General features: G+C 43.7%; 14 protein-coding genes. 10 read left to right on the forward strand and 4 right to left on the reverse strand.

Annotated features, from left to right (window positions below; all coding sequences use genetic code 11):
- Positions 1 to 25: 25 nt before the first annotated feature.
- The 3 genes from WS34_RS07540 to purB form a co-directional block, all read right to left on the reverse strand.
- Positions 26 to 391 carry a four helix bundle protein gene (locus tag WS34_RS07540; protein ID WP_022160835.1) on the reverse strand — a complete coding sequence of 122 codons (366 nt, stop codon included), beginning with the start codon at positions 389 to 391 and terminating at the stop codon, positions 26 to 28.
- Between the two features lie 111 nt (positions 392 to 502).
- On the reverse strand, positions 503 to 2,326 hold the full coding sequence (locus WS34_RS07545; protein WP_013611210.1) for an ABC transporter ATP-binding protein: 1,824 nt from the start codon (positions 2,324 to 2,326) through the stop codon (positions 503 to 505).
- 160 nt (positions 2,327 to 2,486) lie between these two features.
- Positions 2,487 to 3,824 (reverse strand): adenylosuccinate lyase, encoded by a 1,338-nt coding sequence (purB, locus tag WS34_RS07550; RefSeq protein ID WP_013611209.1) that lies wholly within the window; start codon positions 3,822 to 3,824, stop codon positions 2,487 to 2,489.
- Positions 3,825 to 3,977: 153 nt separating this feature from the next.
- Between purB and WS34_RS07555 the strand changes: the two genes are divergently transcribed.
- Positions 3,978 to 4,748, forward strand: a complete 771-nt coding sequence (locus tag WS34_RS07555; RefSeq protein ID WP_013611208.1) for an EI24 domain-containing protein — start codon at positions 3,978 to 3,980, stop codon at positions 4,746 to 4,748.
- 8 nt (positions 4,749 to 4,756) lie between these two features.
- Here the strand turns inward: WS34_RS07555 and WS34_RS07560 are convergent, their stop codons facing one another.
- Positions 4,757 to 7,315: a beta-mannosidase gene (locus tag WS34_RS07560; protein ID WP_286693667.1), complete on the reverse strand. Its 2,559-nt coding sequence runs from the start codon at positions 7,313 to 7,315 to the stop codon at positions 4,757 to 4,759.
- A gap of 183 nt (positions 7,316 to 7,498) precedes the next feature.
- On the opposite strand from WS34_RS07560, the gene WS34_RS07565 reads away from it, so the two are divergent.
- The 9 genes from WS34_RS07565 to WS34_RS07600 all read left to right on the forward strand — a co-directional run bounded on the left by WS34_RS07565 (position 7,499) and on the right by WS34_RS07600 (position 22,442).
- Positions 7,499 to 8,902 (forward strand): NfeD family protein, encoded by a 1,404-nt coding sequence (locus WS34_RS07565; protein ID WP_013611205.1) that lies wholly within the window; start codon positions 7,499 to 7,501, stop codon positions 8,900 to 8,902.
- Between the two features lie 18 nt (positions 8,903 to 8,920).
- Complete coding sequence (locus tag WS34_RS15495) at positions 8,921 to 9,115, forward strand: RNA polymerase sigma factor (RefSeq protein WP_286693668.1); 195 nt, start codon at positions 8,921 to 8,923, stop codon at positions 9,113 to 9,115.
- The gene (locus WS34_RS15500; protein ID WP_286693669.1) at positions 9,112 to 9,456 is read left to right on the forward strand and encodes an RNA polymerase sigma factor; all 345 of its coding nucleotides are present in this window, start codon (positions 9,112 to 9,114) and stop codon (positions 9,454 to 9,456) included. The genes WS34_RS15495 and WS34_RS15500 overlap by 4 nt, the downstream gene beginning before the upstream one ends.
- A gap of 12 nt (positions 9,457 to 9,468) precedes the next feature.
- Positions 9,469 to 10,587 (forward strand): toll/interleukin-1 receptor domain-containing protein, encoded by a 1,119-nt coding sequence (locus tag WS34_RS07575; protein WP_046404075.1) that lies wholly within the window; start codon positions 9,469 to 9,471, stop codon positions 10,585 to 10,587.
- Positions 10,588 to 10,648: 61 nt separating this feature from the next.
- A complete protein-coding gene (locus WS34_RS07580) occupies positions 10,649 to 14,053 on the forward strand; it encodes a leucine-rich repeat protein (RefSeq protein WP_286693670.1) in 3,405 nt (1,134 codons plus the stop codon).
- Positions 14,054 to 14,175: 122 nt separating this feature from the next.
- Positions 14,176 to 15,354, forward strand: coding sequence for a FecR family protein (locus tag WS34_RS15505; protein WP_286693671.1), 1,179 nt, complete (start codon positions 14,176 to 14,178; stop codon positions 15,352 to 15,354).
- A 94-nt stretch (positions 15,355 to 15,448) separates the two neighbouring features.
- Positions 15,449 to 18,886 (forward strand): SusC/RagA family TonB-linked outer membrane protein, encoded by a 3,438-nt coding sequence (locus WS34_RS07590; protein WP_046404077.1) that lies wholly within the window; start codon positions 15,449 to 15,451, stop codon positions 18,884 to 18,886.
- 16 nt (positions 18,887 to 18,902) lie between these two features.
- Complete coding sequence (locus WS34_RS07595; protein WP_046404079.1) at positions 18,903 to 20,450, forward strand: RagB/SusD family nutrient uptake outer membrane protein; 1,548 nt, start codon at positions 18,903 to 18,905, stop codon at positions 20,448 to 20,450.
- A 39-nt stretch (positions 20,451 to 20,489) separates the two neighbouring features.
- Positions 20,490 to 22,442: a protein-disulfide reductase DsbD N-terminal domain-containing protein gene (locus WS34_RS07600; protein ID WP_046404082.1), complete on the forward strand. Its 1,953-nt coding sequence runs from the start codon at positions 20,490 to 20,492 to the stop codon at positions 22,440 to 22,442.
- The last annotated feature ends 297 nt before the right edge of the window (positions 22,443 to 22,739 follow it).

Consider the following 22,739-nt stretch of genomic DNA (forward strand, 5'->3'; position numbering starts at 1 on the left):
GTTATAGAGTTGTTGGGGGGCTGAGTTAATGGGTGGGGTGTTGTTGCAGATAATGGATAAATTTGTTAATTGCTACAGATAGGCCCTGGCAATCCTGGAGGAGTAATTCACTTTTTTCTTCGGATATGTAGTTTAAATCTTTAGCAATATAAAGCATACTTTTAACTTCTCCACAGCTTCCTTTAGATATACAGAGAAAGCGTTTGAACATCGGATTGCTCCCGGATTCAAACCCTTCTGCGATATTATTCATTATCGAAATAGCTGCCCTTTGTATCTGCTCATTAAAACCCATATCTTTAATGGATGCAGTGTTCTGGTATATTTCCTTCACAATCCTTCGGGCTTCCTGCCAAATATTCAATTCTTCAAACTTAACTACTCCTCCCATAATTTATTTATTTAAATTCATATATAAACTCAATAACTCAATAACTCAATAACTCAATAACTCAGCAACTCAGCAACTCAGTAACTCAGTAACTCAGCAACTCTATCCCCTCTAAAAACTCTGCATACTATACAATTTGGTATAAATACCATTCAGACTCAGGAGTTCTTCATGAGTTCCCCGTTCGACGATTTCTCCTTCATGGAAGACACAAATCAGGTCGGCATTTTTGATGGTAGACAGGCGGTGGGCGATCACGATAGAGGTACGGTTTTTCATCAGATTATCCAGAGCTTCCTGTACTAGTTTTTCCGATTCGGTATCCAGGGCAGAAGTGGCTTCGTCCAGGATCATGATCGGAGGATTTTTCAATACGGCACGGGCTATACTCAGGCGCTGGCGCTGGCCCCCACTCAATTTGCCTCCCCGGTCACCGATTATGGTTTGGTAACCGTGTTCGGTTTGTAAGATAAATTCGTGTGCATTAGCGATACGGGCAGCTTGTTCAACCTGTTCCAAAGTGGCATTTTCGATACCGAAAGCGATGTTGTTATAGATCGTATCGTTGAATAGAATAGGATCCTGGTTTACATTCCCCATAAATTCCCGCAAATTATAAAAAGAAAGTTCCCGGATATCAATACCGTCGATACAAATTTTTCCACTATTCACATCGTAAAAACGGGGTAACAAATCGACAAAGGTACTTTTTCCGGAACCCGATTGGCCGACAAGGGCTACCGTTTTTCCTTTCGGAATGACCAGATTGATGTTTTTGAGTACCTGTTTACTTTCGTTATATGAAAAGTTGACGTCTTTGTATTCGACAGCTTGTTGGAATTGTTCCAGTTTTCGCGGATTTTCAGGTTCCTGTATAGAAGATTCTGCAGCCAGAATAACGTCTATACGCTCCATCGCTGCCAATCCTTTTTGGACGCTGTAATAGGCGTTAGTCAGGTTTTTCGCCGGATTGATGATAGAATAAAACAAACCGATATAGATAATAAAACTTGGACCCGATAAGTTGCCGGTATTATTCAAAATCAGCGTTCCTCCGAACCACAGGATGATGACTACGACGATCGTACCGAGAAATTCACTCATCGGATGGGCCAATGAACGCCGCCGCATCAGACGGTTTTGTATTTTCCGGTAGCTTTCGTTTTCCGTTGAGAATTTTTCAGTCATTTTGGGCTCTGCATTGAAAGCCTTGATGATTCGCAAACCGGATAAAGTCTCTTCCATTAAAGCCAGAATTTCTCCCATTTTCGTTTGTCCTTCCCAAGAACGGCGCTTCAGGTTTTTACCTACCCGGCCGATCAATAAACCCATAATGGGGAGAAGAATGAAAACAAATAAGGTGAGCTGCCAGCTCATAAACAACATGGAAGTCAGATAGACAATAATCAAAATCGGACTTTGGAAGAGCATATCCAAAGAACTCATCACGGAGGCTTCTACTTCTTGTACATCTCCGGTCATACGGGCGATAATATCCCCTTTGCGCTCTTCGGAAAAGAAGGGAAGAGGTAAGGATAATATTTTGGCATAGATTTTACGACGGATGTCCCTGACGACTCCATTCCGGATATAAATCAATTCATAAGCTCCCAAATAGGCGAAACCGGTTTTTAAAGCAGTAGTTACGATGGCTACCACCCCGATCAGAATTAAGGTTGTCGATGGACCGTAAGTGTATTTGATCGTTGTGATGTAGTAATTAAAAATTTGTCCGATAGATTCACTGTTAAATTCGAAAGGAACAAGTTCAGTTACATCCTGTTCGTTGTTGAATATAATCTTCAGGATAGGTCCCAGCATCGCGATGGAAAGACTTCCGAAAATCGCATGGAGGAAATTGAAGATGATACTTTTGGTAACCCGGAGTTTATAAGGTGGAATAAAACGCTTGAGAATAAGGATTAAATCGTGCATAGGTAAAGTTGCTGAGTTGCTGAGTTGCTGAGTTACTGAGTTGCTGAGTTGCTAAGTTGCTGAGTTGCTGAGTTGCTGAGTTACTGAGTTGTTGCACTCTTAAACTCCAAAACTTCATAACTCTTTAACTCTATAACTCTATAACTCAGCAACTCTTTAACTAAATTCCTGTATAATTCGAGGGAGTAATCTGTTTCAGAGTTTTTTTCAGTTCAGCTGAAATATCGAGTGTGTCGATAAATTCTGCGATAGATTCTTGTGTAATTTTATTGTTGGTACGTGTCAAGGCTTTCAGTGCTTCGTAGGGGTTGGGATATCCTTCACGGCGCAGAACGGTTTGAATGGCTTCGGCCACGACCGCCCAGTTTTTTTCGAGATCTTTTTCGATCGCTTCTTTATTGATAATAAGCTTGTTCAACCCTTTCAAAGTCGATTTGACAGCAATAATCGTATGGGCTAAAGGGACACCGATGTTCCGCAGTACGGTTGAGTCGGTGAGATCTCGTTGAAGACGTGAAATCGGCAACTTATTACTCAGGTGATCGAATATGGCATTGGCGATGCCCAGGTTACCTTCTGAATTTTCGAAATCGATCGGATTTACTTTATGGGGCATAGCGGACGAACCGACTTCACCGGCTTTGATTTTCTGTTTGAAATAAGTCATCGAGATGTAAGTCCAGAAATCCCGGTCGAGGTCGATAATAATATTATTGATCCTTCGAAGGTTATCGAACAGAGCTGCAAAATTATCGTAATTGGAAATCTGGGTAGTGTATGTTTCCCGTTCGATTTTTAATTTTTGAGTTAAAAAGCGGTTTCCGAATTCAGCCCAGTCGATTTCCGGGAAAGCAATGTTGTGTGCATTGAAGTTACCGGTAGCTCCACCGAATTTTCCGGAAATAGCTACTTTTTTCAATAACTCTAACTGACGGCTCAACCGGTAAGTGAATACTTTGAGCTCTTTCCCTAAACGGGTAGGAGAAGCCGGTTGTCCATGAGTTTTGGCCAGCATCGGCACTTCTTTCCATTCTTCGGCCAGCTCTTCGAGTTTGGCGATCAGTTCGTCGATGACAGGATAATAGACATCGTGAACGGCATCCCGGAACGAACAGGGAACCGCTGTATTGTTGATATCCTGTGAAGTCAGGCCGAAATGGATGAATTCTTTGTATGGTTGCAGATTTAAAGCATCGAATTTTTCTTTGATAAAGTATTCGACAGCTTTCACGTCGTGATTGGTGACTTTCTCGATGTCTTTGATCCGCTGGGCATCTTCGACGGTGAAATTGAGGTATATTTCCCGTAATTGCTCGAAAGTCTGGTGATTGAAACCGGCCAATTGGGGAAGAGGTATTTCGCATAAGGCAATAAAATATTCCACCTCCACCGTTACCCGGTAACGGATTAAAGCACTTTCAGAAAAATAATTGGACAAATTTTCGACTTTATCTCTGTATCTCCCGTCGATCGGGGATATTGCTGTTAATGGTTGCATAGTATATAACAAGTGAATATTAGATTTATGTTCTACGAATTTGGTTCAATCAGACAATCTGCACTATTTTGGCTCACAAAAATAGAAAAAATAGCCGGAAAATCTGCTTTTTCCTCCTTACATTTGTCTTCAATTTAAATTGAGTTTGATAAAATGGGATTCTTTACAGGGATACAGCTTTATGGAAAAGCATTCGGAATTTTGTTCAGCCGGAAATTCTGGTGGTTTTTACTTTTTCCGGTCATTATTTTATTGCTATTGTTCATTGGGGGAAATATCCTGATTTCTTTAGCGGGAGATAGCCTGTACGGCTTGATCGAGGCTAAGCTTACTGCCTGGGTGGGGGGCATCTCCTGGCTGCAATGGGTGACGACCACGACAAGCGTGCTGATTAAGATTGTATTGCGGATTCTGTATTTCTTCCTTTTCGTTGCTTTCGGCGGATATATTGTGCTTGTCGTTATGTCGCCGGTATATTCCTGGCTGTCCGAACGGACGGAAGCTCATCTTACCGGAAGGGAATTTCCCTTTAGTTTCAGGCAGTTTGCCTGGGAGATTTTTCGGGGAATTCTGATCGCCCTGAGAAATATGATTTTTCAGTTGTTTATTTCTTTTGTATTATTTCTTTGCTCATTTATTCCGCTTGTGGGGGTAATCGCTCCTTTTGCCATCTTCTTTACCTCGGCTTATTTTTACGGTTTTGCCTTTATCGATTATGCTATCGAGAGAAAGCGTTTTAATGTCAGACAGAGCGTCCGTTATGTGAATAAAAATATCGGTTTGGTGACAGGAATAGGTACTGTATTCGCTTTGGCTCTTATGATTCCGGCCCTAAGCCTGGCCGCTTGTTGTTTTGTGTCATTATTGTCGGTAATTGCCGGTACTATTGCAGTAGAAAGGATGAACGATAAATCTGTTAAATAAAGCAATAGCTATTTTCCAACCCATCTGCATCGGATTTGCTGTTCGATTTCTTCTTTGGAGAGGGGTGTGCGGATTTCTGTACGGAAGGGGTGACCCGGGAGCAGATCTTTATAGTTGTCTGTAAAAACCGCTTTTACTCCGGGGAGGTAAAACATGACATCACAGGCCAGACGGTCGGTGGTGGCTGTCAGGTATTTTTTGCCTTGCTCTTCGGATATTTGAATCTGAATATCGGGTTGTCTGAGCAGTAACTCTTTCGGTAGAGCAAAATATACATTTTGGCGGTCTACGATTTTTTTGCCTTGCCGGATGGTGATGACGGCCATGGTTTCCCGGTGTGAATTGTCTTGCAGCAAACCGGCGATTGACGATGCTGCGATTGGGGCGGCTTTGTTGGCTTTGATTTTATATTTACCTTGCCGGGTTTGATGCAGTTTTCCGTCGAATCCTTTTATCTCTAAGGTATAGGTTCCTGCGAGAGGAGTTGGCAGATCGTTTACCACCCAGAGTTTCAGACTGTCTGCCGTTAACTGGGGAGCTAATATCACCGGCTTGCAGGCTTCCCGTAGCGCATACTGGGCCGCTTTCCAGTTGTGGTAATAATCGGTTGTCGACCAGCTGGCTACCGGCCAGCAATCGTTCAGCTGCCAAACCAGCGATCCCATACAATAGGGCATATGCCGCCGATGTGTTTCCATGGCTATTCGCATGGCCCGGGCTTGCAATACCTGGCTCATGTATAGCATTTGCCCGAAATCTTCCGGTACCTGATAATACCAGCCCATGTATTCCCGGATGCGCAGGTTGCCGATTCCACTGCGTTGATGAGCCGACATGATCTCCGATTCGATGTCGTAATCTTCCGGTAAAGTGTATTGCCGGACGGTTTCAAATTCAGGGAAGGATTGGAAACCGTGTTCACTGATGAAACGGCCGATATTTTTTTCGTATTCTTCAAACTTGTGCTTTTCGTGCCATACCCCCCAGTAGTGGTTATCCCCCCGGTTGGCAGGGCGGATTTCATGGTCTCCGATTTCCGGTCCCGACATCGGTGAAGAAGGCCAGTAATCGTCTCCATCGGTATATTTTTCAATCACTTCGGGCAGGAGCCGATGGAAGACATCGGTGTAGGCCTTGAAAATCCGTTCTTGTTGTTGCTGGGTATATTCTCTTTTCCATCCCCAACCTCTCCAGGCTGCATCTATTTCGTTGTTTCCACACCACAGGGCTATACAGGGATGATTTCTTAGCCGGATAACGTTATCGACGGCTTCTTGTTTTACATTTTCCAGAAATTCAGGATCGCCGGGATACATGGCACAGGCAAACATAAAATCCTGCCAGACCATGATGCCGTGGCGATCACAGAGTTCATAGAAATAATCGTCTTCGTAAATACCTCCACCCCAGATCCGGATCATATTCATATTGGCATTTGCGGCATCCGTCACCATTTTTTCGTAATCCGAACGACTGATTCTGGGGAGAAAAACATCGTTGGGAATGGCATTGACTCCTTTGGCAAAAACAGGGATTCCGTTCAATTCAAAGTAGAAAGTTTCTCCCTGGGTATCTTGCCGGCGTACTAATTTCAGAGAACGCAGACCGGTGGTTACTTCGCGGCTGGCAACTACTTTTCCGTCTTTTTTCAAATCGATCCGGAATGTATAAAGGTTGGCTTTTCCTAAACCGTTACTCCACCATAACCTGGGTTTTTTAATGGTAAACGGGAGGGTTAACTGGTTTTCTCCCGGTTGGGTTTCAACCTCGCTTTTCGCCAATATCCGGGAATCACATTTTACTTCTGCGATCAGTTTTTCGTGATGTTCTGTCGTCAAACGGACAGATGCTTTCAAATCGGCTTGTACGGGAGTGACTTGCGGCTGTTCGATAAAAACCTGTTCGATATTCAGGTCATCCCAGCCTTCCAGGAAAATCGGCCGCCAGATACCCGAAGTGACTAATCGCGGGCCCCAGTCCCAACCGAAATGATAAGGGGCTTTCCGGCTGAAAACGCTCACCCGGTTAGGGCCCATTCCTCCGTTTTCGCTTTGGTCGTTGGAAGCCGGCAAGGGTAATCCGTATTTTTCCATTTCTTTCATACCTTGCCGGATGGGAGAACGAAAGCGAAGATGCAGTATATTTTCTTTATCGGAAAGCAGGCCGGAGACATCTGCTTTCCAGGTCCTGAACATATTGTTGGTAGATAGAAGAGGCTGACCGTTCAGGGTGATGTCGCACCAGGTGTCTAATCCCTGAAATACGAGTTGTTTGTGTTTTTGCCCGGCCAATTGTTCGTCCACCTGAAAACGAAGTTCATATTCCCAGTCGGCTTTATCGATCCATTGGATGTGTTTTTCATTGTCGCGATAGAACGGATCTTCGATGATCCCATTGTTTATCAGATCGGTATGTACTGTCCCGGGTACTTCGGCCGGTAACCATTTACCGATATGGTATTGCCTGAATTGCCAGTTATTTCCTAGCTCTTGCCGTATGGGAGGGGTAGAGGCAAAACTCATCGAATAGAGTGAAAAAACGACTAAGGTGATTACAAATTTGCTCATAACCGGGATTGAAATAATGAAACGTTACAAATATATGCAAAGGCGGGAGCAAAAACAACAAATTTGTTTGATTGATTTTGCCGGGCTGCATCTTATATTTATAAAAGAAAATTTGATGGAAGGAGTTGGATAAGATAAAAAAGCTTATATTTGTTTACCTATTACAAAATACCGATGATGCTTATGTCAGGGATATATACGTTCAGGAAGCTTGTTTTGCTCGTGCTGGGGATTTGCTGGTTGAACACGCTTGGGGCTGCCGAACCCGAAAAAGTCGTTTATAAAGTGGATATTAAAGACGAGATCGGTCCGGAAGTGTGGCGTCTGGCCCGAAAATCTTTCGACCTGGCCGGGCAGGAAAAGGCGGATTATATTTTAATTCATATGAATACTTACGGTGGGATGGTCGTGTATGCCGATTCTTTGCGTAGTATGATTCTGAACTCACGGAAACCGGTATGGGTATTTATCGATAATAATGCTGCCTCTGCCGGGGCATTGATTTCTATTGCCTGCGACAAAATCTATATGCGCGAGGGGGCGAATATCGGGGCGGCTACGGTCGTGAATCAAACGGGTGAGGCGATGCCCGATAAATATCAGTCCTATATGCGCTCGATGATTCGTTCTACGGCAGAAGCTCAGGGCAGGGATACGTTGGTTCAGGGCAGGGATACGGTTTATCGTTGGAAGCGGAATCCGCATATCGCCGAAGCCATGGTGGATCAGTCTATTTATATCCAGGGTATTACCGATAGCGGACGGGTAGTGACTTTCACTGCCCGGGAAGCCATGAAATACGGTTTTTGTGACGGAATGGCAGAAAGTGTGGAGGAAGTATTGAAAAAAGAACAGGTTGAAAACTATACGATACGGAGCTATCATCCTACCGTCACCGATCGGATTATCGGTTTTCTGATCAATCCCGTGATACAGGGATTGTTGATTATGGTCATTGTCGGTGGTATCTATTTCGAATTGCAGACCCCGGGGATCGGTTTTCCTTTGGCTGCCGCCCTGACGGCTTGCCTGCTCTATTTCGCTCCCTTGTATCTCGAAGGGTTTGCCGGGTATTGGGAGATCATTGCTTTTGTCGTGGGAGTCGTCTTGTTGCTTCTGGAAATTTTTGTGATTCCGGGCTTCGGTGTAGCAGGTATTTCCGGAATTGTATTGATTATAGTGGCCTTGGTTTTTGCAGGGATAGATCATTTCTCTTTCCGTTTCCTGGGTGATTTTGTACGTCCGTTGGTGCGTTCCCTGTTTCTGGTGGTGAGTGCTTCTTTGGTATCCTTGTTGATGAGCATGTGGTTGGGGGCTAAATTATTCGGGAGCCGTCGTTGGGCTTTTGCCTTGCATGCTGAACAAAAACCGGAAGACGGTTATGTAGGAGTAGATTTGTCGGTACGGGAAGAAATCGGCAAACAGGGGATCGCGGTGACAGATTTGCGGCCTGCCGGGAAAGTGGAAGTAGGCGGAGAAGTGTATGATGCCGTCTCTTTGTTGGGAGATTATATCGAAAAAGGAAATCGGGTGATGATAAAAAAGTATCAGGCAGGACAGGTATATGTCGTGAAGTGTGAAAAATGAAGATTGTAATTAAGTAGGATGGGAGTTACTGATTTACAAGTGTTGCAGGCTTTTAAAAAAGGACAATTGGAATTGTTTTACCGTAGAATTTATCCGGGATTATTGTTGTATGCTGTAAAAAATGCAGGTGACCGGCATGATTTTCTGGCAGAAGATTGCGTACAAAATGCTATTTTTAATGCCTGGAAAAGAAGAGACTCTTTTATACATTGAAATCTTTTTTATACACTTCTGTAAAAAATGAGATCATCAGCCTTTACCGGAAAGGAAAAGCACAGGAACGGTATTCTTCCCAGCTGGAAAATGAAGCATTTTTTGCCAATACGGTTATCGACCAGGAGACACAGTTGTTGTTGTTCAATGCTATTCACAGCTTGCCGGATAGAGAACGTCAGATTTTTGAATTAAGTTTTATTGAAGGTTTGAAAAATATTGAAATTGCCGAACAATTGGGCGTTTCGGATAGTACGGTTAAAAAGGCGAAAGCCAAAGCGCTCGAAATTTTACGGGAAAAATTGGATCCCCGGTTATTTCTTTTTTTCTTCCTGGGATAATAAAGAGGACCGATGGATAATAAACGAATTTACGATAATTATGCTTTTATAAGCTATAAGCGTGAAGATGAAAAATGGGCGGAATGGCTTCAGCGTAAACTGGAAGGGTATAAATTACCTACAATACTAAAGAAGACAAATCCGTCATTGCCCAGGCATTTACGTCCAATCTTCCGGGACAAGACAGATTTGGGGGGGGGGATATTAAGCGATGAACTTGAAAAACAATTACAGAGCTCTGAATTCCTTATTGTTATCTGTTCGCCTCATGCCTCACGATCGGAATGGGTGAACAAAGAAATTCAGGTATTTATCGACGAAGGACGTTTGGGAAATATCATCCCGTTTATTGTTGAAGGACTTCCTCATGCCGGTTCTGCTGTAGAGGAATGTTTCCCCCAGGCATTGAAGAATATACCCAAGGATAAGGAGTTGCTGGGGATCAATGTACAGGAGATCGGTAAAGAACGGGCTTTTATTAAAGTTATAGCCCGGATGTTGTCGCTTCGCTTCGATAGTTTGTGGCAGAGATGGCAGCGGGAGAAAAGGTTACGTCGTAGTTATGTCGCTACGATGCTATCTTTTTTGCTGATTATCTTTTATTTTTTTGCTATTCCTTCAAGGGTAGAGCTCACCGTGAAAGATTTATCTCACCGATTGCCGTTGCCTTCCTATGCAAAAATTATTTTCAACGGTACAGAACAGTATATCGGTTCTTTGGATACAGTTTTAATCCTGGATAATATCCGGCCGTATTATAAAGGACGGCCGTATATGTTGGAATTTAATGCCGGTTATTACGATACTTTACGTTTTCAGGGACATTTTTCCTGGGGAATGACGACCTATGTGACATTGGAGTTGAAACGTGACAGTACGTTCAGTGTCTATCAGGGAATAGTTTACGATGAACAAGAGGGGGTGCCTGTCCAGGATGCCGTTGTTACTGTCGATAATCGGACAACCAGGACCGATGTCCGTGGGATTTTTAAAATAGTTTTTCCCTTACAGGAACAGACTTTGTCCAAGTCTGTCCGAATAGAGAAAGAAGGCTATCTTCCCCGTTTACGGGTCGACGAGTGTCCTGATGCCAAAAACCTTACTCCTTATCCCATGCGGAAAAATACGTAGGACCGGCGGGTGGGCTTGAGTTAAAAGAATTGTTCCAGCGTACTGATCGGGTTAAAATTAAATGAAAAGAACGATTATGATGAAGTATCAGTCAATAACCATACTGTTTGTTCTGCTTTTCTTATTCCGGATAGCACAATCGCAATGTATAGAGACCGGATATGTCAAAGAATATAATGGGGTTGAGGAAAAGACACCTTTGCCAGGAGTAGAACTTCAGGTGGTCGGTTCTCCTTCGGCTGTCAGTGACGAGCAAGGACGTTTCGAACTTCATTTTGCCGTGTTAAAGCCAGGACAGGCCGTAAAGTACAATGAGATTTATAAACCGGGATACATCCTTTTTAATAAAGAAGCGTTGGAGATATGGAGGATTTCCGATAATAAGACTCCCTTTGTGGTGGTGATGTGCCGGGAAGGTGAGTTCCGGGCTTTGAAGAAAAAGTTTTACGGGATTATTGAAAAATCGTACCGCGACGATTATCTGCGTCAGAAGAAGCTGGCTGAAACCAGTATTGCCAATGAATTGGAACTAACCGAAAAATTGAAACAACTGGAAAAATCTTATCAGGAAAAACTCAGTAATATAAATACCTATGTTGAAATCTTTGCCCGTATCGACCGGAACGAAATGGACGATAAAATAAGCCGGGCCTTGCAATTGGTGGAAGAAGGCAAGATCGATGAGGGAATACGTTTATATGAGGAATTGGAACTGATCGGTCAGACGAACGAGCAGTTGAATAAATGGAATACCGGTGAAAGGGTGATTCAGGCCGGACAGACTATGAAAAACGAGGCTCAGCAGGATTTATTATTGATGGCTGATAAACTTCGTCAGCAAGTCGGTCTTTATGAAATGGGTGGTTGGGACTATAACGATCAGCGTATCGAAACTACTCATAAGCTGGTAGAAGTTTACCGGCTGCTGAATAAAGCCTTTCCCGGCGAATTTGCACCCCAATTAGGGCAATGGCTTTGTCTGGAAGGGGATAACTCGAATGATCCGGATACCTTGTTTGCTAAAGTTACCGAGGCTGCCCGACTTCCATCCTATGCCGGACTGATTATGTTAGGAAATCTGTATGAATACCGTTCGGTCAAGGAGATTCAGTATCTTGAGAAAGCGCGAAGCTGTTATGAACAAGCTTTATCGCTGATCTCTGCTGATGACAGTAGCCGCTACGCAGAGAAAAGATTGAATTCTTTTTATGATTTTACAGACTCGACGACCGGACATCCTATTTATTATAAAATATTGTCGGCTCAGGAAAAAACAGTCGCTATTTGGCCTAAAAGTATAATTAGCTATAATGATCCTGAGGGAGAATTGGTTTTACCTGAGTTTGTAAAATACAAAGGGGAGAAATATCGTCTCGTATCGATCGGAGCTAATGCATTTAAAAATAATAAGTGGTTGTTGTCGGTTACGCTACCTAAAAGTGTCACCGGGATCGGTGAAAATGCTTTTTACGGCTGTTTTTCTTTGGAATCTATCCGGGTGGGAGAAAATGTGGAAATGGTAGCTGAGGGGGCTGTACCTGAATCTACTTTATTGATACTTCCCGATAATACCCGGAAATTACAGGGATGGCTTTATGATTTCATTTATAAACGTTTCGAATTTATGCTTCAGGATTCGAAGAACATCGGACTTGCCGGATATGCCATTTATCATTTGGCCGACGACCTGTTGAAAGATAAAGTGACACCTGATGATAATAAAGCTTTTTATTGGTATCTGAAAGGACATATTTTAGCTGATAGTGTATACGCCGAGTGTAATTTAGCAGAAGCGGCAGCTTGTTTCAGACAAGCGCTTGAAAAGGGGGGGGCTGTTGCAGCTTATCGGCTCGGTTTACTGTATTATTGGGCCGGGGATTATCGGAATGCTTATGATTTTTATGTTCGGGCTGCCGATGCGGAAATTTTGGAGGCTGATAACCAGCTGGCTTATATGTATGCAAAAGGTCAGTATGTAAAACAGGATTTTACAAAAGCTATGGTTTATATCGACAAAGCGATTGCCCGGGATTCTGCCGATCCGAATTACATCGATTCCAAAGGGGAAATCTACCTGATGATGGGACAGCGGGATAAAGCTGCCGAAGCCTGGAATAAGGTGGTTAAAATGGATCCGGCGTTTGACCGGAGCCGGTCTGATTTATATAAAAAGTTGTATGGAATACCGCAAACCCAATTGTCGGATTCCAGTAAAAGACTGAATAATTATATCGATATTGTTCGGGCAGTGGCCCGGACAGAACATGCCCGTTTCTTTAATGCTTGTGAAATGCCTGAATATGAAGAGCTGCTGGCTATCGGAATAATTGCCGTTCAGGTGATGATAAAAAATAAAACCCCCGAACAATTGGAAAAATACAATGCTTTCTATTTGGCTACTGCAATCCAATGGGCTATTCAAAATGAATTGCAGATAAGATACAAATGGTATGGACAGGTTATTCCTCATCAAAGAATGGAGATTAAAAAAGAAAATAAGTGGTTAAATCAAAATCAAATGCTTTTTCTTTCTATATACCGGACCATCGTTTTACTATATAACCATATCGGTTTGTTTCAAGAGAATAATCTTCGGTCTGAAATTGAGAATGCAAGCCGTATTTTATTGCAGGCAATCGATAGTATCCCTGTTTCTCACCGCGATCTTGCCCGACAACTCATTTATGAACAGAAGTTTGTGAGTGAAATAGCCAAAGAACAGGGAAAAACATTTGAAGCATGTTACAGAGATATTATGCCTGTTGTAAATTTTTTGCGCCAGGCAATCAGTATAGTTGGACAGAAAATAGAATATAATAAGAACATCACTTTTGATCCGGATTTTTCTGATTCTTCCAGTATGCTTTTTTCAGAGCCTCCTAAAAAATATCTCGATATCGTTCGGATTATTGCACAGGCCGAGCAAAAAAATCTTATCGACCGTAAACAGAATTTTATCGATTACGAAGAATTGTTGTCGGTCGGAATAATCGCTGTGCAAGTTTTAACAGGAAAAAAAAACCCCGAACAATTGGAAAAATATAGCAGTGTATACCTTGCAAGTTCGATTCATTGGGCCATCCAGAATGAATTGAAAATGCGATACAAATGGTATACTCCTGTCCGGTTCGGCAAGCTGATGAGTACTGAAAATGAGCAGGATTCGTTGCTCTCTCAATATATGACTGTCGTCTGGCTCCAAACTGCCGGAGCTCTGTATAACAGAAAAGATTCTATCGATAACCGTTCACTCAGAGCGGAGATAGAACAAGTGGGGAGTGCCATTCTTAAAGAAATAAGCCGGCTTCCTGCCGATCAGCGTCAGTGGGTCACAGCCCTTTTTATTCATCAGAAAGAACTTGGAGAAATTGTTGAAGCGTATGGCATCCGGGTGGAAGATTGTTTGAGAAGCCTTTCACCGTTTTGGAAAAAAATAAAAGAAATAGGGAGAAAGAAATACCGATAGCCTGAATCAGTCACTTTCGGATATTTTTAGCTACCTTATAAAAAAAATTCAAAAAAAATTGTCTTTTTTTACCCCATTTTAGATCGATTGCGTTATAGGGATGTTTTAAGGAAGGAGCTAAAATGGAAAAATTGGAACATACTGTCTTTCAGATCTCCGAATTGATCGGGAAAGAAAGGTTTGGAACGCTTTCGGAGGAAGAAAATGAAGTGTTGGAGGAGTGGCGCCGGCAATCTGCTGAACATGAGACCCTGTACCAAAAATTGCAGGATACCCGCTATTTATCGGAATCTGTTGCCCGGTTGTCCGGTATCGATACCCGGCAGCCTTTACAGCATATGCAGAGACAAATTGCCGGCTTTACCCGTCGCAGGCAAATCCTTCGTCTGCGGCAGATCGGTGGAGTGGCAGCTCTATTCCTTATTTTGTTGGGGAGCTTCTGGTTGGTTCACCGGCAGTCTTCGCTTCGGCAACCTCCGGTCGACCGGCCCATTCTGGCAGGAGGGCCTCGTGCTGTTTTACATTTGGGAAACGGTGAACTCATTCATTTAGATACCTTGCAACAAACGATTACACAAGGAGAGGTCAGGGTTTCTAAGACCGATGACCGGAAATTATCCTATGATAGCCGGCAGGAAAAAAATGAGAAATCAGGAAAAGTGGTGTATAATGAAATAGAAATTCCCCGTGGCGGAGAATTCGATTTGGTTTTGTCAGATGGGACTCAGGTATGGTTGAATGCAGAAAGCCGTTTGCGTTATCCTGTTGAATTTTCGGGAAAAGAGAGAAAAGTCGTATTGGAAGGGGAAGCTTATTTTCAAGTAAAGAAAAATTCGTTACTTCCTTTTCGCGTAGAAATCCGCAATCAGGTCATCGAAGTGTTGGGTACGGAATTTAACGTTTCGGGGTACAAAGACGAGGTACATGTCTATACGACCTTAGTAAATGGAAAAGTAAAAGTAGCAACTACCGGCAGGGATATGACTTTGTTACCCGGTGAGCAGTGTGTGTTGGATACCGGTGACGGCTCGATGATCAGGCAACAGGTCGATGTCGATAAAATAATCAGTTGGAAAAAGGGGAAATTTATTTTGGAAGAACAGACCCTGGAGCAAATTATGCAGAAGCTGGCCCGGTGGTACGATATCACAGTTTTCTATCAGAATCCGGCATTGAAAAACAAGGTTTTTAAAGGAAGTGTACCCCGGTATGCTGAATTACAGCAGGTATTGAATATTTTAGAAAAGACCGGTGAAGTGCAATTTCATATTCAGAATCGCACGGTCATTGTCAAGGAATAGATATAAAAAGGAGAATCCAAAACAGATTCCCCTTTTAGATGCAGACATCCGTTGGAGCAGATGTCCATGTTTAATTTTAATCTCTTACAAATTTATGAAAAAAAATCGAAATCTGGGTAATTCCGGTTGGATTAGATTACCCCAAAAATTGTTGGTGATGAATTTGAAGATTCTGTTTTTGGTGTGTATTGTGAATACGGTGAGTGCCAATAGTTTTTCACAATTAAAAAAGTTGAACGTCGATTTTTCCGGTCAGGAAATAACGAGGGTATTGGATTTTCTGACTACTCAAACCGGTTATGAATTTGTGTATCGTAAAGGTGTTTTAAATACCGGTGAAAAGGTGACTTTGGAATTGAAAGAAGCAACGGCAGAGCAGGTTTTGGATGCTTTGCTCAAATCCAGGGGATACGATTATGAAATAGTCGACCAGGTGGTGGTCATCCGTAAAGGGGCGGCTGTGTATGCGCCTGAAATTCCTCGGCATGTTCGGGTGCTGCAAGGGACGGTGAAGGATAGCGGAGGAAGGCCCTTGCCCGGGGTTACGGTCAGGATAAAAGGAACGACCCTGGGGGTGGCGACGGACCAGAACGGTGGTTATCGTTTGGAACTTCCTGCAGATAAAGAGATTCGCATCCTTTTTTCATTCGTAGGTATGCAGGAGCAGGAAAGGGTTGTCCGGGATCAGAAAGTGTTGGATGTGATATTAAAAGAAGAGATTGCCGAAATGGAAGAAGTGATTGTAACCGGTTATTCTACCCGTAAAGTGAGTGAAATGACCGGGGCGGTACAGCAATTCCGGGGGAAGGATATCGTACAGTCGGCGACCGGCGGAAATCTGATGAATGCCTTGAAAGGCCATACAACCGGTTTACAGATTACGGGTAGTGACGGGACGCCGGGAAAGGACGGGGCTTTGTTGCTGAGAGGCCTGGGAACGTTTTACGGGAATGATGACGGTAGTGGCAGCAGTTCGACTCCTTTGATTGTGATCGATGGGGTGATTACGGATTATACCAGTATCAGTGGGGTCGTTTCGCCTTCGGATATCGCGGATATTACGGTATTGAAAGATGCAGCTTCTACGGCTATTTACGGTTCGAGGGCTGCGACGGGCGTGATCGTGGTGACGACCCGGAAAGGGATAAAGGATAAAATGACCGTTTCACTGGATGTGAAAATGGGAATCAGTACTCCTGTTTTCGGCGGGCTGAAGTATATGAATTCATCCGAATTGTTGGAATTCGGGGAAATGACATTACGGAATTGGTGGGATACCAACGAGAATTTGAGGGAGATGTATGCAGACCGGGAAACTTTTGTACAGGATACGCTGGGAGTGCTACGGAATAATTTCGATCTGACGAAGACAACCGATTGGCGCGATTTGGCTTACCGAACCGGATTGAGTAAAGATGTGGCCATGAGTATCCGTGGCGGAGGAGATAAAATGCAATATTATTTTTCCTACAATTATTACGATGAGAAGGGGACTCAAGTGGGCTACGACTTGACCCGTCATCTGTTTAAGGCAAGGATGGATTTCGATATCACCGAATTTCTGAGCTTCGGGGTAAACATGAACGGTACGTTTCAGAAAAGTGTGAGCCCTTATACCGGTTTGGTTACTATGGAGAGTATTCATCCCTGGATATCGCCTTATAATGAAGACGGGACTTTAAAATACAATATGGAGGCGTGGAGTGACATGGTGATGAGTGCCGAAGCTTTGGTGAATCCTCTGCGGGACAATGCATACAATGACCTGACAGAATTACGGAATAATTTGTTCGGTTCCTTTTCAGGGATATTGAAGCCTTTTTCATGGCTGACTTTGAGTTCCACCAATACCTTTACTTTAATCAATACGAATGCCAATGAATATCTGGATAGCCGGACTTATAGCGGTAATCATAGCAGTAATAATGTGAGTAACGGTACGCTGAAAGTGGATGACGGACGAAGCTGGAGTTTTTTGACCTCCAATATATTGCGTTTGCAACATCGTTTCGGAGAACATAGTCTGGGTGGTTTGCTGGGCCAGGAGTGGTATGAACGCCACAGCCGCACCTCCCATGTGGAAATGTATGACCAGCTGATTGCGGGGGAACGGAATGTCGGAGGATTTGCCAAACAAGGGAGAAAGAACGATGCCGGAGTGGTGCCGACGGGGACAGAGAGTGATGCGGGTAGTTTTTCGGTATTTTCGGAAATAAATTACAATTACAGTGGAAAATATATGGCTTCCGTATCCTTCCGTACCGACGGTTCGACTAATTTCGGAAAAGATAACCGTTACGGGACGTTTTATTCGGTGAGTGCCTCCTGGCTGGCTTCCCGCGAAAGGTTTATGAGGGAACAGCCTGTGTTTTCCAACCTGAAGTTCAGATTTAGTTACGGTACGTCAGGAAAGGAAGCCGGCATGGATTACCTGAATTATACTTTATATTCCACCGGTAATACGACATTCGATTATTACAGAAATCATCCCTGTTACCAGTCGGTCTACGGAGCACAGCTGAACCAGCAGGGAAATGATCAGCTGTCGTGGGAGACTGCTTATAATTTGAATCTCGGGGTAGATATGGGCTTCCTGAAAAACCGGATTACTTTATCGGCGGACTGGTATAAACGCAGGAACAGTGATTTGATTATGGGGGTTACCTTACCGGCGTATGCCGGGGTAGGCCAGCAATATCAGAATGTCGGGGAGATGGAAAACAGGGGACTTGAATTCGTTTTGAATACCCATACATTGAAAAGCAAGGACTTCAATTGGTTTACTACCTTCACTTTCAGTTATAACGACAATAAATTGACCAAACTCGATCAGGGAAAGTTGGCAAGAAACGGTTATAAGACCTTTTATGAAGGGGACAATATCGATGAGTTGAAAAAAGTAAGAATAACCGGTGTCGATCCGCAGACGGGGGCGGCACAATATGAACGGATAGACGAAGACGGAACGAGGACTATTGTAAATACGATGCAGGAGGCTACGAATGGAAACGGGGAACTGAGTTATGTGAATGTCGGTTTGAGCCGTGCACCCTATTGGGGTGGTTTTACGAACACACTTACTTATAAGAATTGGGAACTGTATGTACATACTACTTATAATCTGAAATACAAGGTGTATAATGATGTTTTGGCCGAGTATACTTCCGGTACGAGGTGGATGAGAAATAACCTGCATAAATTACCTTCCGGATGGAAAATCTGGGAAAAAGCCGGAGATAAGGCCGATATCCCGATGATGAATGCAGATCCTGCTTATATGTTGGATTTAGGTACCGAGACTTCTTTCTGTTATTCGGATGCCAGTCATTTCCGGATTTCGAATATCCGGCTGTCTTATCGTTTCCCGCAGGCCTGGATGGAGATGTTGCATTTACAGTCGGCTGCATTGAGTTTCAGTTGTGACAATGTACACACCTTTACTTCCAGCCGGTTTATAGGCAATGATCCCGAGAATGTGGCGGGCTGGGCTGCTCCGAGACGTTTTATCTTTGGTTTGAATGTTACATTTTAAATAAGGGATTAGAGTTATGAAAGTCAAATATTTACTGATAGGAATTTTGTTTCTGTCCGCTTGTAACGGACGTTTGGACGAAATGCGCCCCCATAATATGGCAGAGGCGGATAACTACCTGAGTAGTTTCAATAATATAGTGAATGCCACATCGGGATTATACGGTCAGTTTCAGAGTGCTGCCGGAGGATATACCGAAGTCTCTTTGTACCATGTGGCCTATCATGTTTTGGGTGAGTTCAGGGCCAATAATGTGATTTTCAACGATGCCTTTCTGTCTTGGTCTACGGATTACTTACGGGGACCGGATGCGCATTTCTTTCTGAATAGCGATCAGAAATCACAGTCCTATGCTTGGTCGGTGTGGGCGAAGAGCCATCAATTGATTTTAGGGGCTTCCCGTAACATCGTCGCTATCGATAAACTGTATGCGAATACTGTGAATCCGGATGAAAAATTGAATTTAGTCCGGTTGAAAGGAGAAAATGCTTTCTTACGGGGATTGCTGATTTTTAATGCAACCAATGTATTCGGTCGTTCTTTTTGGGATCAACCGGACAAGAATTTAGGGATCCCGCTGGATGTGGAAGCGACTGCCCAGGCTTTGGAGCGGAGTAGTGTCAGGGAATGTTTCGAGCAGGCGATTGCAGATTTTAAAACTGCTGCCGCTTGTCTGCCCGACGAGCGTTCCGATCGTACGTTTGCCAATAAGGCGGCTTCTTTCGGCATGTTGTCGAGAATCTACCTCTATATGGGAGGAATGCCTGAGAGTCCAGTCGAGGACTATAACCGAATGGCCGTCCGTTATGCCGATTCGACCTTTAGTATGAAAAATGATGTCGTAGAGGTGCTGCAAGGGGAGGAGTTAAAAGACTTGTACGATAATCCCAAAACCAATAAAGAGATTTTATTCGCTTTTACTCCGGCTAATTTTCCCAGCAGAATCCACAATCTGGTGCATAATTATTATTCGTGGTACGGTTATGAATCTTCTGCAAGTACTTCCGGTTACAACTGTGTCATTTCGCGGGATTATGAGGAAATTATGGATCAGGAAAAAGATTTGCGCTGGACGTATTTTACAGAACCTTCCGGTCGCTTTAACGGTCGGTATAACACTAAAAAATATAATGGCGGAAAGTATGAGGCATTTTCCGGTTACTACAGCTTTGCCTGTCCGGTTGTGTTTATCCGGGCCGGGGAAGTGATTTTAAACCGGGCGGAAGCGTATATGAAGTTGGGGGAAAGCGGTAAGGCCCTGGCGGATTTGAACTACATTCGTCAGCGTGCAGGATTGTCGCCGTTGAGCGGAATATCGGGGATGGAACTATTCGATGAAATTTTTGACGAACGCCGGAGAGAACTGGCTTTTGAGGCTCAGACCTATTATGATTATGTACGGAATGGTAGAAAAATGGAAAGGAAAGAGGTTTCTGTGGCATATAGTTCCTACACGGCCCGGCAGTATAACGAAATCGATCCGCAGACTTCACGGAGAACGATGTGTCTGATCCCATCGGAAGAGATCAGTTTGAATAAGAAACTGGTACAGAATGAGTATTGAAAAAAGTCGGAAACTAAAATTTATCATAATTTGAAAAAAATGAAAAGAATAATAGGATATTGTATCGCTTTCTTGTTGCTGACGGCAGAGGTATGCGGTAAACAGGTAAAAAGTGATTTGAGTGTATTGTATGTAGGAGGTTCTCCCGAAATAGAAACCATGATTCATAACCCGGAACCTGCTGTTTTGGAAAAAAGTGTCCGCAAACGTACGGCTGCATTCGAAAAATTACTGAGACGGTATTTCAGAAATGTAGAGGTGGTCAGTGCCCGGGATTATCTCCCGGAAATGTCGGACCGTTATGATGTGACTATCATGGATGGCACCCCACGTGAATTGCAACCTGCTCAGGAAATAGTGAATGAAGAAGGGATGGTTATCAGTAGGCGGAATCCTGCTTATTTGCCGGAGGATTTCGACCGTCCGATGGTATTTATCGCTGAAGCAGGCGATATCGTTGGGACACGGATCGGTGTAAAAACAGATTGGTATTGTTTGTGTCTGGATGCAGATGCGCATCATTTTAATAAAGAACATCCTATTTTTCACGAACCTTTTGAGGTGAATATTTCAGTGGAACTAAAACCGACTCCTTCGGAGGCATTCCGTTTTGTACGGACTGACGGGCAACCTTTGCCGGATTCGCTGGAAATGTGGCGGGTACAGACAAAAGGATATAAAACTGAAGAAGGTTTCCGCCCCGGAATGATCGCCAGACCCTGGGGATTTGCGGATTCGCCGGATGCCGAATACATCTCAGGGGGTGTCAGTGCTAAAGATATCGATGCCGTAGCGATGGGAAGGCATGGTAATTTCTTCTTTTGGGGATTTTCTGCCTCCCCGGAGAATATGACGGATGAAGCACAGACTGTTTTTGCCAATGCCGTGGCATATATTTCAAAATTCGCGGGCCAGACACCTATCGCCCGGAGATATAAAAGTGATATAGCCACCCGTGAATATGCCGTACAGCAGAAAGATTTTATTTCCTATAAAAGATGGCAGGAAAGAATGGTCGTGGAGAAACAGTATATAGAAAAAACGGAAGAAATCAAAAAAGTGGCTCTGGCGAAGCAGGCCAAAGGGGAGAAGCTGACAAGTGAAGAAAAAGCAGCTTTAAGGAGTACCGTAAAACTACAGAGTTATGCAGAATGGCTGAAATCCCGTGAACCTGTTTTGTTTGAAAAGTTCGGGGACAATGAACAGGCTTACAAGGATTATTTCGATGACAACCGGGATTATTTTTACGGTGGCGATAAGGTGATTTATTGGATGGTAGATGAAGATGTGAAAAGCTGGGGGATTCCCAATAATGATATCCGTTTGTTGGACAAGGCTATCGGTTGTTGGGAACGGGGAGAGGAAGTGGATAAGGCCAAACGGGTACTTACCCGTTATACGCTGTGTCGTTTCGCTACACCGCAGGAATGGCGCGATTGGTACGAAACCAATAAAGACCGGATATTTTTTACCGAATCCGGCGGTTGGTTTTTTATGGTAAATACGAGGGATTTGAGTGTGCCGGGAAATGATTATCGGATGAGGGGACAAAAGATTCCGGGTGAAGATTACCGGGGAGAGAAACGAAGAGTTCCGGAAACAGAAGCTGCCCTGACCAGTGATAAAAATCCGGTATATGTGGAAATGAAAACCGAAGAGGCGGAAAACGGTAATAAGTGGGTCGTGGTAAAGATGAATATTCATCCGGGGTATCATACGTATGCCCGGGTGGCGTCTACAGATCCGTATATGCCGACTGCTTTGCAGTTTACTTTTCCGGAAGGATGGGGAGAAGCAGAAAAATTGCTGTGGCCTGTCAGTAAAAAGCTGAATGAGGCGGGAACCAGGTATTATGAAGGAGAAGTTGTTTTCCGTCAGGAAATCAAAGGAAAAGGCAAAGGAGAGGTTCACTGCACGGTGGAGTATCAATGTTGCAATGATTATATCTGCATGCCACCGGGAAAGGTGGAGCTAAATGTAAGGATCGAATAAACTAATTTAAAAGTAGAATTATTCTGTCGTTACTTATTCGTCTTCAGTGTTCGTGTTCGGGGACCCGGTCGCTTCTGTCGGTCGTCTGGCTTTTTCTATCACTGACCGGCGGAACTCCTCACTCCGCAAAAAACTTTACGTTACGTTTCCGTCAGACACCACCGGTCGGTCGTTCAGAAAAGGCAAGACGACACTCGCCAGAGCTCCAATGGTCCCCGAACACGAACACCTCCGACTCACGTTATCACGGCATGGAAAACGAACTGTGACCTGAAAGGTATAAACTTCTATCAAACA

It is taken from the genome of Odoribacter sp. N15.MGS-14, assembly GCF_000980245.1.
GTDB lineage: Bacteria > Bacteroidota > Bacteroidia > Bacteroidales > Marinifilaceae > Odoribacter > Odoribacter splanchnicus.